We start from the raw sequence: 12,785 nt of genomic DNA, 5'->3' as shown, positions 1-12,785 counted from the left end.
CTCAGCTCGCGGTGAGCGCCCCAGCGGTGTCGGGGTAGAGCTTGAGCACCTTGTCCAGCGTCGTGAGGTAGAGCGGACCCGCCACGGCGCGGGCGGGAGCCACCGTGCGCAGCTCGACGCCCTCCAGCTCACCGCGGCCGTGGAACTCGACCAGGATGGCGAGCCCGACGGAGCCGAAGAACTCCACCCCGGTGAGGTCGAGCACGACCGAGGCCTTCTTCGCGGCGAACGCCTGCTCCAGCCAGCCGCGCAGCCTGGGCGCGGTGGCGACGTCCACCTCACCCTTCACGGTCACCAGCACGGCCTCGTCGCGGACCTCCTGGCTGCCGGTGATCGTCTCGTTCTCGGCCGTTCCAGCCTGTTCGGTCCCCATTCCCCGAACCTAGTACCGGTCTGGCCCGCTCGCACGCCGTGCGCCACCGCGCGTGGCGGGACTCACCGCCGGTCCGGGCCAGCGATGGGCACCGGGAGTGCGGGCTCCCCCACCGAACTATCGTGGAACCCGCACCGGGCGCGCCGGCGCCGGGTGAGCAGGAGGGTCACGTGGGGGATCGGTCCGGCCAGCCGCCACCGGACGCCGCGACGGCCGCGCTGCGGGACCCGGAGCGCCTCAGGGCGTTGCACGACACCGGTCTGTCGACGACCTCGGACTCGGTGATGGAGCGGTTCGCCGCCATGGTCCGGGTGCAGCTCCGGGTGCCGGTGGCGCTCGTGTCGCTGGTCGAGCGGGACCGGCAGGTCCTCCCCGGCCTCGCGGGTCTGGCCGAGCCGTGGGCCACGGCGCGCGAGACCCCGCTGTCGCACTCGTTCTGCAGGCACGTCGTCGCCGACGGACAACCGCTCGTGATAGCCGACGCGCGCGCGTCGGAGCGGGTGCGCGACAACCCCGCCGTGCAGGACCTGGGAGTCGTCGCCTACGCGGGGATGCCGCTGACCTCGCTCGACGGCGACGTGCTCGGCTCGCTGTGCGCGATCGACACCGAGCCCAGGGAGTGGACCGACGACGAGCTGGCCACGCTCGCGGACCTCGCCGCGATGTGCACGACCGAGCTGCGGCTGCGGCTCGCGACCCGCCACCACACGCGGGAGCGCGACCGCACCCTCGAACTGTCGGCCATGCTCGACGTCGCGCACGACCGCAACCAGATCCTGCTCACCGCCGCGCAGTCGCTGGCCAGCGCGCGGACGCTGGAGCAGATCCGGCACCAGGTCAGCGACCTCGTGTCCGGTGACAGCGCCCCGACCTACGTCGGCCTGGTGATCACCGAGCGGCACGGCGGGCTGCGGCGGGTCGCCGACCCCCGGCTGCCCCTCGACCTCGCCGTCGGCGAGTACGAGAGCTACGGGCTGGACGCCCCGCTGGTCACGGCCAAGGCGGTGCGGGAGCGCAGGCTCGTCTGCTACTCCGACCCGGACGCGCTCGCGGAGGACTTCCCGCCCGAGACCGTCGACCTCTACCGCAGGATGGGCCTGCACGCCACGGCCTGCGCCCCGCTGGTGGGGATGCGCGAGGTGGTGGGCGCGCTGGTGTTCGGCTGGGACGGACCGCACCCGCTCGACGCGGGCGAGCGCGAGGTGATCACGACGATCGCCGCCTACACGGGCCAGGCGCTCGAACGCGTGCGCCTCATCGAGCGCCGCGTCGGCGTGGCCCGCGAACTCCAGGAGGCGATGCTCTCGCCGCTGCCCGAGGTGCCGGGGCTGACGACGGCCGCGGCCTACCTGCCGTCCGATGTGGACGAAGCCGTCGGCGGCGACTGGTACGACGCGATCCCGCTGCCCGGCGGCAGGACGGTCGCGGTCACGGTCGGCGACATCACCGGCCACGACGTGCACGCGTCGACGTTGATGGGCCAGGTGCGCAGCATGCTCCGCCAGGCGGCGTGGTGCCTGCCCGTCGCCGGTCCCGCCAAGGCGGTGGAGGCGCTGGAGTCGGCGCTCGCGGGCATCCCGGTGCCCGCCCACGGCACCCTGGTGCACGTCCACCTCACCCCGCACGCCGACGGCTCCGGCCGGTGGACGATGGACTACAGCAACGCGGGCCACCCGGAGCCGGTCCTGGTCCGCCCGGACGGCACCGTGGACCTGCTGCGCGGCCACGACATGCTGTTCGGCTTCCCCGACTTCCGGTCGGGGCCGCGCGCGGACCACCGGGTGGTGCTGGAGCCGGGCAGCACCGTCCTGCTGCACACCGACGGGCTCGTGGAACGGCGCGACCTCGACTACGACGACTCGGTCGCGGACCTGTGCGCCCTGCTCGCGACCCTCGCGGGCAAACCTCCGCGCGCCGTCGTGGACACCGTCATCGCCGAACTCGTGCCGCCCGGCCAGGCCGACGACGACGTGGCGGTGCTCGCGATCGGCGTGTGACGTCGGACCGATCGGTCCGAGGGCGCTACGGGGCGAGCGGTCCGCGTTCGGCGCTGGCCCGGTCGGTCAGCCTCGGCGGCAGCAGGGTGAGCGCGGGCACCGGTTCCCCGTCGAGCTTGCGGCGCAGCAGCGCCACCGCCTCGTGCCCGAGTTCGTCCGCCGGGATGTTGACCGACGTCAGCGGAGGGCTGGTCCGCTCGGCGACGTCGTCCGGGCACAGCGCGACCACGGCGACGTCCTCGGGGATGCGGCGGCCGAGCGAGCGCAGGGACTCGACCACCAGAGGCAGCGCGGTCTCGTTGTGCACCACCAGACCCGTGACCGACGGGTGGTCGCGGAGCAGCTCGGTGACGAACCGCCGCACGGACGGGGCGTCGTGCTCGACCGGTGACGTGGTGATCGCGATGCCGCGCCGCATGGCCGCCGCGCTGAAGCCCGCCGTCGTGCGGTGGGCGAACCCGGTGTCCCTGCGGTAGACCGATCTGGGCGCGCCCAGCAGCGCGAGGTTGCGGTGGCCGAGGTCAGCGAGGTGGTCGACGCCCAGCGCGCCCGCCGCCGCGAAGTCCAGGTCCACGCAGGTGAGTCCGGTGGCGTCGGCGGGCACGCCGATGAGGACGGTGGGCCTGGCGAGTTCGAGCAGCACCGGCACGCGGTCGTCGTGCATCTCGACGTCCATCACGATCAGCCCGTCGACCCGGCCGCTGTCGGCGATCCGCCGCACCCCGTCGGCGCCCTCGTCGGCCGTCAGCAGCAGCACGTCCTGCCCGTGCCGCCGCGCGGCGCTGGCGACCGCGATGACGAACTGCGTCACCACGGGCATGTTCATGCCGTCCCGCAGCGGGAGGACCATCGCCAGCACGCCCGCCGCCGCACCGGTCGGGGTGCGGGTGGGCGTCGAGGAGCGGTACCCGAGCAGCCGGACGCTGGCGCGCACCCGTTCCTTGGTCGCGGCCGAGATCGACCGCCTGCCCGTGAGGACGTAGGACACGGTGCTCGGCGCGACGCCGGCATGTCGCGCCACATCGGCGATCGTGACCACGCGCGCCCCTCGCTACCGGTGAGTACCCAGTGATTGGTCTACCGAAGGCTACGGCTCGACCCGGCACGACCGTAAGCCCCCATTGGGAAGCGGCGGCACGCCCACGAGACGGTTTCACCCTGACGGACGCCCGGCCCCGCGGGCGGAACCGACCCGCTGAACGCGTTCGACGGACTTCGATTCGAATGGCGTCGAATGAATTGTCGAAAAATCGAATACCTCTGAATCGAGACTCAATTCATTGACGCAAAGCACACGCATTCGTAATATTCGTTTCACCAGTCTGGACGGCGTTCATATCCATGAATCAACCCCGGTCCGAACAACTCAGGAATGAGTTGTCCAGACCTCTGTCACGACCAGGAAAGGCACACCGCCATGCGGTTGAGGAGATGTGCGCTCGTGTTGTCCACGATGAGCGCGTTAGCGGTGGCCGTGCCCGCCGCGAACGCGTCGGGACCCGACCTCGGCAGGCAGGTGCTGCCCGCCGGGGACGGCTGGGCGTCCAGCGGGACGGGCACCACCGGCGGCTCGGCGGCGACGGCGGAGCACGTGCACACCGTCCGGAACCGGGCCGAACTCGTCGCCGCGCTGGCCGACACCGAGCCGAAGATCGTCTACGTCGCCGGGGTGGTCGACGCCGACACCGCCGCCGACGGCACTCCCCTGACCTGCGAGGACCACGCGGTCGACGGCTACACGCGGGAGGCCTACCTGGCGGCGTACGACCCGGCCGTCTGGGGTCGCGACCAGGACCCGTCCGGGCCGCTGGAGGACGCCCGCGCCGCGTCGGCGGCCAAGCAGGGCGCCACGATCGGCCTGACCGTCACCTCGAACACCACGATCGTCGGACTGGGCGGGGGCGCCGGGATCACCGGCGGCAGCCTGCGCGTCCACGGCGCGGACAACGTGATCATCCGCAACCTGACCTTCCGCGACACCGCCGACTGCTTCCCCCGGTGGGACCCGAACGACAACTCCCCCGGCGAGGCCCCCGGCAACTGGAACTCGCTGTACGACTCGGTGTCGCTGCAACGGGCCACGCACGTGTGGGTCGACGGCAACACCTTCACCGACCAGCCGAACCCGGACAGCGCGGCACCGGTCCACTTCGGACGCCCCTACCAGGTCCACGACGGCCAGCTCGACATCACCACCGGCTCCGACCTGGTCACCGCGTCGCGCAACCTCTTCACCGACCACGCCAAGACGATGCTCATCGGGTCCTCGAACACCTCGACCACCGACCCCGGCAAGCTGCGCGTGTCGGTGCACCACAACGTCTTCCGCGACGTCGGCGAACGCGCGCCCAGGGTGCGGTTCGGCCAGGTCCACGTCTACAACAACCTCTACGAGCCGCGCGAGCACCACGTCTACAGCTGGGGCGTCGGCGTGAACTCCGCGCTGTACGCGCAGAACAACCACTTCCGGTTCCGCGGCGGGGCGAGGCCCGAGCGGGCCGTGCACAACTGGGGCGGCACCGCGATGACCGAGCGCGGGACGCTCGTCGACGGCAGGCCGACCAGCCTCCTGGCCGCGTTCAACGCCGCGAACCCGACCGCCGCGCTGGGCACCGACGCGGGCTGGACGCCCGCGCTGGACCGGGGGCTGGAACCCGCGCACCGGATCGCCCACCTCCGGGCGGGTGCCCGGCCCCCCGGTGTCTCGGTCGAGGGCGTCGGCTCCTTCGCGACCGTGCAGTCGGCGATCGACGCCGCCCCCGCCGGGGCGGTGATCACCCTCCAGCCGGGCGTCTACCGCGAGGTGATCACCGTGCCCGCGAGCAAGAAGGGCCTCGTGCTGCGCGGCTCCACCGGCCGGGCGTCCGACGTGGTCATCGACTACGACAACGCGAGCGGCACCAGGAAGCCGGACGGCAGCACCTACGGCACGACCGGCAGCGCCACGGCGACGCTGGCGGCCACCGACTTCACCGCCCGCGACCTGACGTTCCGCAACTCGTTCGACCGCGCGAAGCACCCGGAGATCACCGCCACGCAGGCCGTCGCGGTGAAGGCCACCGGCGACCGGATGCTGTTCGACCGCGTGACCTTCCTCGGCCACCAGGACACCCTCTACGCCGACACCCCGGCCGTCGGCACGCGGGCGCGGCAGTACTACCGGAACTGCTCGATCAGCGGCGACGTGGACTTCCTGTTCGGCCGCGCGACCGCCGTCTTCGACCGCGCCACCATCACCGCGCTGGACCGGGGCGGCGACCCGAACGGCTACCTCACCGCCGCCAGCACCCGCCGCGACAACCCGTTCGGCTTCCTCATCGTCGACAGCACGGTGGTGAGCACCGCGAAGTCCCGCACCTACTACCTGGGCAGGCCGTGGCACCCCGGCGGCGACGTCGACGCCGTCGCCCAGGTCGTCGTCCGCGACACCGTGCTGCCCGCCGCGGTCAAGACCGCGCCGTGGACCGACATGTCCGGCTTCTCCTGGCGCGACGCCCGCTTCGCCGAGTTCCGCAACACCGGACCCGGCGCGGGCACCGGCACCGACCGGCCGCAGCTCTCCGAGGCCGACGCCGCCCGCCACACCGTGCGGACCTACCTCGCGGGCACCGACGGGTGGAACCCCTCGTGACGGCACTGGCGACCCGGCCGCTGCCGACACCGCCGCGCCGCCGCAAGCGGCGCGAGTGGGCGCCGTACGCGCTGATCCTGCCGACGGTGGCCGTGCTCGCGGCGTTCCTGGTCTACCCGATCGGCAGCGTCGTCTACTACAGCCTCCAGCGCTACAACGTGACGCAGCCGTGGAAGAACGGCTTCGCCGGGCTGGACAACTTCCACCGGATGCTCACCGACGACCCGCTGTTCTGGCAGAGCCTGCTGTTCAGCGCCAAGTGGGTCGTCGTGCAGGTCGGGCTGCAACTCCTGCTGGGCCTCGCGCTCGCGCTGATCGTCAACGAGACCTTCATCGGCCGGGCCGTGGCGCGGTCGCTGGTGTTCTCCCCGTGGGCGGTGTCCGGCGTGCTGACCACCGGCATCTGGATCCTGCTGTACAACCCGTCCACCGGGGTGTTCCAGGAGCTGGCGAACCTCGGGATCGGCGACCACGGCACGTCGGTGCTGGGCAACCCGGACACGGTCTTCGCCGCCACGGTGGTCGCCGAGCTGTGGCGCGGTGTGCCGTTCTTCGCCATCCTGCTGCTCGCCGACCTCCAGACGATCCCGAAGGACCTCTACGAGGCGGCGTCCGTGGACGGCGCGAACCGGTGGCAGCGGTTCCTCAGCGTCACGCTCCCCCACCTGCGCGACGCGATCGTGCTGTCCACGCTGCTGCGCGCGGTGTGGGAGTTCAACAACGTCGACCTGATCTACACCCTCACCGGCGGCGGTCCCGCCAACCAGACGACCACGCTGCCGCTGTACGTCGCGCGCAAGGCCGTGGACTCCCACGACTTCGGCTACGGCTCGGCGCTGACGGTCGTGGGCTTCGTGATCCTGCTGTTCTTCTCGATCCTCTACCTGCGGGTGTCCAAGTTCGGGAGCCGACGATGACCGAGACCCTCATCAGGCGGGTCGAGGTCGACCCGCCCAGCCGGAACACCCCGCCGCGCCCGAAGCGCCGCGGCGAGCCGGGCCGGAGCTGGCGGCTGTACCTGCCGCTGGGCCTGTACCTGCTGTTCACGCTGGTGCCGTTCTACTGGATGCTCGTCTTCGCCTTCCGCCCCACCGGGTCGACGGCGCTGGTGCCGTGGCCGATCACGTTCGAGCACTTCGACACGGTGTGGAACGGCCTCGGGTTCGGGGTGTTCTTCGCCAACAGCCTCGTCGTGGCCGTCGGCACGCTCGGCGTGGTGAGCGTGCTGGCGCTGATGGGCGGCTACGCGCTGGCGCGCTTCCGGTTCCGCGGCCAGCGGGTGTTCCTGCTCGCGCTGCTGTGCACCCAGTTCGTCCCCGGCGCGATGATGCTCATCCCGCTGTTCGTGATCTTCAAGAACGCGGGTCTGCTCAACAGCCTCACCGGCCTGATCATCGCCGACACCGCCTTCCAGCTCCCGCTGGCGCTGATCCTGATGAGCGGGTTCGTGCGCAACATCCCGGTGGAGCTGGAGGAGGCCGCGATGGTCGACGGCTGCTCCAGGCCGCGCGCGTTCTTCGCGATCACCCTGCCCCTGCTGCGGCCCGCGCTGGTCGCCGTCGGGTCGTTCGCGTTCATCGGGGCGTGGAACAACTTCCTGTTCGCGCTGATGTTCGCGAGCAGGCAGGACAAGTTCACCCTGCCGGTCGGGCTCAGCTACGCGCTCGGCGAGTTCAACACCGACTTCGGGGCGCTGGCGGCGGGCGGCGTGGTCGCCGCGGTGCCGGTCGTGCTCGTGTTCGCCGTCGTCCAGCGGTTCCTGGTGCAGGGACTGAGCGCAGGGGCGGTCAAGGGTTGACGTCCTCCCCCGGAAAGGCGGGGATTCCCATCCCCTCACAGCGAACGGTTCCTGTTTCCTCTCCCCCGGAAGGGAGGTTCCGACAGATGCCCCACCGACCACTGGCACCGGTTCGGTCCGACTCCGTCCCCGCGGGCAGCGACCGCCCGTCCGGCGGCCGGGATGTCCCGTGCGGCGGTGACGTCCCGGTCGTGGACCTCACCGCGACCGGGACAGGTCCACTCCCGCACGCCCGAAGGCGGCGTGTCGAGCACGCGCCGGCATCGCGAGCAGGTCTTGCCGGAGGGGTGCCACCGGTCCACCGCGATCACCGTGCGGCCGCACCAGGCGGCTTCGCGGGTCAGCACGGACCGGACCCCCGACCAGGACGCGTCGCTGATGGCGCGGGCCGAGGAGCGGTTGCGGACCGTGTTGCGGACCGCGAGGTCCTCGACCACGATCGCCGGGTTCCCACGAACGAGTCGAGCGGTCGGCCTGCGCGGCGGATCCCGCCGCCTGCCGGCGATCCGGGCGTGCACGCGGGCCACCGCGGTGCGAGCCTCGTCCCGGTTGTCGGAGCCCTTGGCCTCGCGAGCCGGGTCCCGTCGCGCACGGGCCGACGCCACCCGCTCGCGGCGCTCCTGCCTCGGGTTGGCGATCGCCTCCCCGGTGGACGGGGTCAGCAGGGGCGTGAGCCCGGCGTCGACGCCGATCGCGGTCGTCAGCGGTGCGAGGTGGCCGATGCTGGTCTCGACCAGCATCGACGCGTGCCACCGACCGGCCGGGTCCCGCGACACGGCCACCTGCTGGTGCCGCGGGCACTGCTGCGACGGCAGCGGGGACACCTCGTTCGGAACACCGAGTTCGTCGGTCCGCTTCCCCGCGGTGATCGACGCCGACGTGTCGCCGCAACCGACCCGCCGCCGCTCCTGGCTCCACGCGGTGGTGCGGACCTCCAACGCCCGGTTGCAGACCAGCCGGACGCAGCCGAACGTCCGCGACGACCCCACCGCTCGCTCCTGGTCGGGGTAGAGGCGGTCGCGGTGCGCACGCTCCACCACCGCCCCCGACACGCCCCGCGGACCACCCGGCCCATCGGCGGCGACCGGTGTCGCCCGTCCACTCCGGACCCGGGACCCAGCTGCACCATCCGCAGATCGACTCCTCCTCGGCTTGAAGACCGGGGTATCCACCGATTGGGGTTTCGATGAGAATCCGTCGCGCGGCAGCGGTCGTCCTGTCCCTCGGCCTCGCGCTCGCGGGCTGTTCGGACGCGGGCGGGGGCAGCGGTGGTGGCAACGCCACGATCACGTTCTGGGACAACAACGGCGGACCCGGACGGACGCCGATCTACGAGGAGCTCATCAAGCGGTTCGAGGCGAAGAACCCGACCATCGAGGTCGAGTACGTCGGCATCCCCAGCGCGTCCGTGCAGCAGAAGTACGACACCGCCATAGCGGGCGGGTCGGTGCCGGACGTCGGTGGTGTGACCACGTCGTACCTGGCGAACCTGGTCGGGCAGGACGCGCTCGAACCGCTCGACGAGCGCGTCGACTCCGGTCCGCTGAAGGGGAAGCTGCTGCCGAGCCTGGTCGAGACCGTGCGGCAGACCGCGCCGGACGGCAAGCTGTACTCGGCCCCCTCGTCGGGCAACCTGGACGTGATCTGGTTCCGCAAGGACTGGTTCGAGGCCGCGGGGCTGGCGCCGCCGACCACGTGGGACGAGCTGGTCGACCGGGCGACGAAGCTGACCGACCTCGGCGCCAACCGCTACGGGTACACGATCCGCGGCGGCGCGGGCTCGGTGTTCCAGCTCCTCACCGAGACCTACGCCTACTCCGGCGTGGAGTCGTTCTTCGAGGGCACGACCAGCACGGTCGACGACCCCGCGAACGCCGAACTGCTGGGCAAGGTCGCCTCGCTGTACAAGAAGGCCACGCCCGAGGCGGACGTGAACAACAACTACACGCAGATGGTCGCCCAGTTCACCGGTGGCTCGGTCGCGATGATGCACCACAACCTCGGCTCGTACTCCGACGTCACCAAGGCGCTGGGCACCGACAAGGTCGGCGCGATCAGCCTGCCGGTGGGGCCGTCGGGCAAGAAGACCGTCGTGCCGAACCCCACCGACGGGTTCGCGGTCTTCAAGGGGAGCAAGAACACCGACGCGGCCTGGAAGTTCGTCGAGTTCCTGGTGTCGCAGGAGTCGAACAGCTACTGGAACGAGAAGGTGGGGCAGATCCCGGCCAACACCGACGTGCGGTCGGAGAAGTGGATCGAGGCCAACCAGCCGGTGCGGATGGCGCTGGGCGTGCTGGAGGACCCGGCCACCAAGCTGGTCCCCGCCCCGGTCTACCTGCCCGAGTACTCCTCGATCACCAAGACCGACAGCGAGCCCGCCTACCAGAAGGTGCTGCTCGGGGAGCTGTCCGCGCAGGACTTCCTCAAGGGGCTCGCGGAGAAGCTGACCAACGCCCAGAAGGAATGGGAGCAGCGGAAGTGATCAGGTCGATCCGGGTCCGGGTGTTCACGACCACCGCGCACACCGCCGTCGACGAGGCGGGCCACCGCCACCCCAGCGAGCCGCACGAGGTGCGCGAGGCGCTGCTGGAGATCACCGACGCCGACGGGGTGACCGGGTACTGCCAGGTGCAGCCCGACCAGGTGCGGCCCGCCGTGCTGGACAAGCACGTCCGCCCGGTGCTGCTCGACCAGGACCCGTGGGACCGGGAGCGGCTCTGGCGCGAGATGGCGCACCGCCAGCGGGGCGCGCACGGCGGGTTCACCGACCGGGCGCTCGGCTACGTGGACCAGGCGCTCTGGGACCTCGTCGGACGCCGGGTCGACCTGCCGGTGTGGAAGCTGCTGGGCGGTGCCCGCGACCGGGTTCCGGCCTACGCCAGCACGATGTGCGGCGACACCACGCCGGGCGGGCTCGCCACGCCGCAGGACTACGCGGCGTTCGCGAAGCGCCTGGTGGGGCTGGGGTACCGGGCGATCAAGCTGCACACCTGGATGCCGCCGGTGCCGGGCGCGCCCAGCGTGCGGATGGACGTCGAGGCGTGCGAGGCGGTGCGCGACGCCGTCGGCCCCGACGTCGAGCTGATGCTGGACGCGAACCACTGGTACCGCAGGACCGAGGCGCTGGAGCTGGGCCGGGCCGTGCAGCGGCTGGGCTTCTCCTGGTTCGAGGAGCCCATGGAGGAGGCGTCGGTCGGGTCGTACCGCTGGCTGGCCGAGCAGCTCGACATCCCGGTGATCGGCCCGGAGGTGGCGTGGGGCAAGCACATGACCCGCGCGGAGTGGGTCTCCTCCGGGGCCTGCGACATCCTCCGGGCGGGCGCCAACGGGTGCGGGGGGATCACGCCCGTGCTCAAGGTCCTGCACCTGGCCGAGTCGTTCGGGGTGGACTGCGAGGTCCACGGCAACGGCTCGGCGAGCCTGGCGCTGCTCGGCGCCTCCGACGCGAGCCGGTGGTACGAGCGGGGCCTGCTGCACCCGCACGTCGACTTCGACCTGGTCCCACCGCACCTGCACTCGATCGTGGACGAGTTGGACGAGGACGGTCTCGTCGCCCTGCCCACCCTGCCGGGGCTGGGCGACGACTGGAACCTCGACCACATCGCCACCCACGTCGTCGATTCGTGGTGATCGCGGATCGTCCCTGCCGGGAACGATTTCCATCCTGAGGAAAGAAATACCAGTACTGGACCGCCGACAACTGCCGCCAGCACTTGTCCGAAAGCGGGATCGACCGTCGACGACGACGGTCACCGAAATCCAGGAGAGGTACCGAATGTTCCCCAACATCACCAGGAAGCCGTGGCGCGCGGCGCTGCTCGCCGCGGCCGTCCTCGTGGGCACGGCGACCGCGGCCCTGCCCGCGAACGCCGCACCGTTCGATCTAGCGGGCTGGGCGACCCAGGGCGGCGGCACGACCGGCGGCGGCAGCACTCCGCCGGTCACCGTGAGCGACGCGACGGCGTTCACCAACGCGGCCAAGTCGACGAGCCCCGCCGTCATCCGCGTCTCGGGGACGATCACCCTGTCGTCCATGACGAAGGTGGCGTCCAACAAGACGATCATCGGTGTCGGCTCCGGCGCGACGATCACGGGCAGCGGTCTGAACATCGCCAACGCCTCGAACGTCATCGTCCGCAACGTGAACTTCCGGAACTGGAACGACGACGCGATCAACGTGCAGTACTCGACGCGCGTGTGGCTGGACCACAACTCCTTCTCCAACGGCTACGACGGCGCTCTCGACATCAAGCGCGCCTCGGACTACGTCACGGTGTCGTGGAACAAGTTCTCCAGCCACGACAAGACGATGCTGCTGGGCCACAGCGACGACAACGCGTCCGAGGACTCGGGCAAGCTGCGCGTCACCTACCACCACAACTGGTTCGACGGCACCAACCAGCGCCACCCGCGGGTGCGCTTCGGCAACCCCGTGCACGTGTACAACAACTTCTACGGCGGCGTGACGTCCTACGGCGTGGCCTCCACGAAGGAAGCGGGTGTCCTGGTCGAGGGCAACTTCTTCGAGAACACCGACGACCCGTTCCACCGCGGCGAGGGCAGCTCTCCCGCGGCGAACCTGGTCGCCAGGAACAACCACTTCGTCAACTCGGGTTCGGGTGACGCCGGTGGCAGCGTGAAGTCCATCCCGTACTCCTACACGCTGGACGCGGCGAGCAGCGTCAAGTCGAGCGTCACCAGCGGTGCGGGCACCGGGAAGATCTGATCGGAGGAGGGTGTGGGGGCCACTGCGCGGCGGCGGTCCCCACACCCGCCCCCAGTTGTAGCACGCTCACAATGTCCGGTACCAGCAGGTCGCCCGCATGCTCTGAGCTGGGACCTTCGACGATTCACGGCCGCTGTTCGACGGCATTCGACGGCGGTGGGAGACGGGATTCCCCGGATACGTTTCGGCAACGGTGAACCGGTCGCATTTTCGGTCCGTACTCCACAACGAACCGAGAACGATCTGCGCCACCCCCGGAA

At 71.1% G+C, this 12,785-nt stretch carries 10 protein-coding genes; 7 read left to right on the top strand and 3 right to left on the bottom strand.

Annotated features, from left to right (window positions below; genetic code table 11):
- Position 1: 1 nt before the first annotated feature.
- Positions 2–373, bottom strand: a complete 372-nt coding sequence (locus tag VFZ92_RS05960; protein ID WP_330874766.1) for an STAS domain-containing protein — start codon at positions 371–373, stop codon at positions 2–4.
- Between the two features lie 170 nt (positions 374–543).
- Here VFZ92_RS05960 and VFZ92_RS05955 point away from each other — a divergent pair, with 170 nt between their 5' ends.
- Entirely contained in the window at positions 544–2,370 is a 1,827-nt protein-coding gene (locus VFZ92_RS05955; protein WP_330874765.1) for a SpoIIE family protein phosphatase, read from the top strand.
- A gap of 25 nt (positions 2,371–2,395) precedes the next feature.
- Here VFZ92_RS05955 and VFZ92_RS05950 read toward each other — a convergent pair whose 3' ends face one another.
- Positions 2,396–3,391: a LacI family DNA-binding transcriptional regulator gene (locus tag VFZ92_RS05950; RefSeq protein WP_330874764.1), complete on the bottom strand. Its 996-nt coding sequence runs from the start codon at positions 3,389–3,391 to the stop codon at positions 2,396–2,398.
- 432 nt (positions 3,392–3,823) lie between these two features.
- On the opposite strand from VFZ92_RS05950, the gene VFZ92_RS05945 reads away from it, so the two are divergent.
- The 3 genes from VFZ92_RS05945 to VFZ92_RS05935 are packed head-to-tail and all read left to right on the top strand — an operon-like array spanning position 3,824 to position 7,799.
- Complete coding sequence (locus VFZ92_RS05945) at positions 3,824–6,001, top strand: pectinesterase family protein (protein WP_330874763.1); 2,178 nt, start codon at positions 3,824–3,826, stop codon at positions 5,999–6,001.
- The gene (locus VFZ92_RS05940) at positions 5,998–6,918 is read left to right on the top strand and encodes a sugar ABC transporter permease (RefSeq protein WP_330874762.1); all 921 of its coding nucleotides are present in this window, start codon (positions 5,998–6,000) and stop codon (positions 6,916–6,918) included. The genes VFZ92_RS05945 and VFZ92_RS05940 overlap by 4 nt, the downstream gene beginning before the upstream one ends.
- Complete coding sequence (locus VFZ92_RS05935; protein WP_330874761.1) at positions 6,915–7,799, top strand: carbohydrate ABC transporter permease; 885 nt, start codon at positions 6,915–6,917, stop codon at positions 7,797–7,799. Before VFZ92_RS05940 ends, VFZ92_RS05935 begins: the two co-directional genes overlap by 4 nt.
- A gap of 35 nt (positions 7,800–7,834) precedes the next feature.
- Here the strand turns inward: VFZ92_RS05935 and VFZ92_RS05930 are convergent, their stop codons facing one another.
- Entirely contained in the window at positions 7,835–8,851 is a 1,017-nt protein-coding gene (locus VFZ92_RS05930; RefSeq protein ID WP_330874760.1) for an RNA-guided endonuclease TnpB family protein, read from the bottom strand.
- A 134-nt stretch (positions 8,852–8,985) separates the two neighbouring features.
- On the opposite strand from VFZ92_RS05930, the gene VFZ92_RS05925 reads away from it, so the two are divergent.
- The 3 genes from VFZ92_RS05925 (at position 8,986) to VFZ92_RS05915 (ending at position 12,525) form a co-directional block, all read left to right on the top strand.
- The gene (locus tag VFZ92_RS05925) at positions 8,986–10,281 is read left to right on the top strand and encodes a sugar ABC transporter substrate-binding protein (protein ID WP_330874759.1); all 1,296 of its coding nucleotides are present in this window, start codon (positions 8,986–8,988) and stop codon (positions 10,279–10,281) included.
- Positions 10,278–11,429, top strand: a complete 1,152-nt coding sequence (locus VFZ92_RS05920) for an enolase C-terminal domain-like protein (RefSeq protein ID WP_330874758.1) — start codon at positions 10,278–10,280, stop codon at positions 11,427–11,429. The genes VFZ92_RS05925 and VFZ92_RS05920 overlap by 4 nt, the downstream gene beginning before the upstream one ends.
- A 145-nt stretch (positions 11,430–11,574) precedes the next feature.
- Positions 11,575–12,525 carry a pectate lyase family protein gene (locus VFZ92_RS05915; RefSeq protein WP_330874757.1) on the top strand — a complete coding sequence of 317 codons (951 nt, stop codon included), beginning with the start codon at positions 11,575–11,577 and terminating at the stop codon, positions 12,523–12,525.
- Positions 12,526–12,785: the final 260 nt, after the last annotated feature.

This window comes from Umezawaea sp., assembly GCF_036375055.1.
In the GTDB taxonomy this organism is placed as follows: Bacteria; Actinomycetota; Actinomycetes; order Mycobacteriales; family Pseudonocardiaceae; genus Umezawaea.
The sequence above is the reverse complement of the archived record's forward strand: the minus strand, read 5'-3'. Positions and strand labels throughout refer to the sequence as shown.

What these genes read in the sequence shown, in the direction of transcription:
- VFZ92_RS05960 (WP_330874766.1), bottom strand. Translation starts at nt 373, where the DNA reads ATGGGGACCGAACAGGCTGGAACGGCCGAGAACGAGACGATCACCGGC.
- VFZ92_RS05945 (WP_330874763.1), top strand. Translation starts at nt 3,824, where the DNA reads ATGAGCGCGTTAGCGGTGGCCGTGCCCGCCGCGAACGCGTCGGGACCC.
- VFZ92_RS05935 (WP_330874761.1), top strand. Translation starts at nt 6,915, where the DNA reads ATGACCGAGACCCTCATCAGGCGGGTCGAGGTCGACCCGCCCAGCCGG.
- VFZ92_RS05925 (WP_330874759.1), top strand. Translation starts at nt 8,986, where the DNA reads ATGAGAATCCGTCGCGCGGCAGCGGTCGTCCTGTCCCTCGGCCTCGCG.
- VFZ92_RS05915 (WP_330874757.1), top strand. Translation starts at nt 11,575, where the DNA reads ATGTTCCCCAACATCACCAGGAAGCCGTGGCGCGCGGCGCTGCTCGCC.